Here is a 1,279-nt window from a genome sequence, read left to right as displayed (position 1 = left end):
TCTATGAAAAGCGGAAGGAGTTGCCATTGCGGAGCTCGTTTTAGAGCCACTGCCAGCATATGGTCTTAAGACTCTAACCTTCCAATTTAAAATCAAAAAAGATATTAAAAAGTAAAAAATGAGCTGCCATTGTGTAACTCATCAAGGGCTATATGAAATGAAAAAGTTAGCCCGGCTTCATGCACTGAACACTTTTGTACAGTGCATGAAGCTGGACTAACTCTGAGAGGTTTTATTTCGTAGAACCCATTTTTAATGGCCTAAAACAGACTATTTTAAATTTAATAAAGGGGTCCGCACAATGAGTAATTCAGTTTTAACAATCACCATGAATCCTTCAGTTGATATCTCATATCCACTAGAACATCTAAATATTGACACTGTCAATCGTGTAAAGGATGTTTCCAAGACAGCTGGTGGTAAGGGATTAAACGTTACAAGGGTTCTCAAGCAACTCGGCGTTGACGTCACAGCTTCAGGTATTATTGGTGGAACAATTGGCCAATTTATCACAAACCAACTTGATGAAAATGACATCGATCACGCTTTCATGAAAATTAGTCAAGAATCTCGTAATTGTATCGCTATCTTACACGACAATGGCGATCAAACAGAGATTCTTGAAGCAGGTCCTGTCCTTTCAAAAGACGATGAAGTTAGTTTTCTAGACCACTTCAACGATCAAGTAAGTAGCTTTGGTCTTGTAACAATCTCTGGTAGTTTGCCACAAGGTCTCTCAACGGGACTTTATTCTAAGATGGTCAACGTAGCTGCCAAACACAATGTTCCTGTTATTTTAGACAGTTCAAATGAAGCATTGCGTTTAGCTCTAGAAAACGACGTTAAACCATTTATGATCAAACCTAATCAAGATGAAATCGCTCAACTTATCGGCAAGGAAATCACCGATTTGAACGACTTGAAAGACAAATTGACAACTGAGGATATTTTCAAAGATATCCCTTGGGTTGTAGTTTCACTAGGTTCACAGGGCGCATTCGTTAAATACCAAAATAACTTCTTCAAAGTAAATATTCCAAAAATTCACGCCGTTAACCCTGTTGGATCAGGTGATTCCACTGTAGCCGGTTTAGCTGCAGGTTTGGTTAAAGATGAAAAACCAGAAGATATTATGAAAAGAGCTATGACAGTCGGTATCCTAAATACTTTACAGGAAAAGACTGGAAATATTGACATTAGTCAATATAAAGATTATTTTGAAAAGGTAGACATAGTTAAGTACTAATGTTTAATTTATTATTCGGAGGAATGAAGATCG

General features: G+C 37.3%; 1 protein-coding gene. It reads left to right on the top strand.

The window, feature by feature from the left end; translation table 11 throughout:
• Nucleotides 1–301 precede the first annotated feature (301 nt).
• A complete protein-coding gene (locus FHL06_RS13390; protein ID WP_153387116.1) occupies nt 302–1,246 on the top strand; it encodes a hexose kinase in 945 nt (314 codons plus the stop codon).
• Nucleotides 1,247–1,279 lie beyond the last annotated feature (33 nt).

It is taken from the genome of Companilactobacillus halodurans (assembly GCF_009600985.1).
Classification (GTDB): Bacteria; Bacillota; Bacilli; order Lactobacillales; family Lactobacillaceae; genus Companilactobacillus; species Companilactobacillus halodurans.
Note: the sequence above shows the minus strand (reverse complement) of the source record. Positions and strands in the feature narration are given on the sequence as shown.

Bases quoted from the DNA above. Each gene is read 5' to 3' on its own strand.
- FHL06_RS13390 (WP_153387116.1), top strand. From the start codon at position 302: ATGAGTAATTCAGTTTTAACAATCACCATGAATCCTTCAGTTGATATC.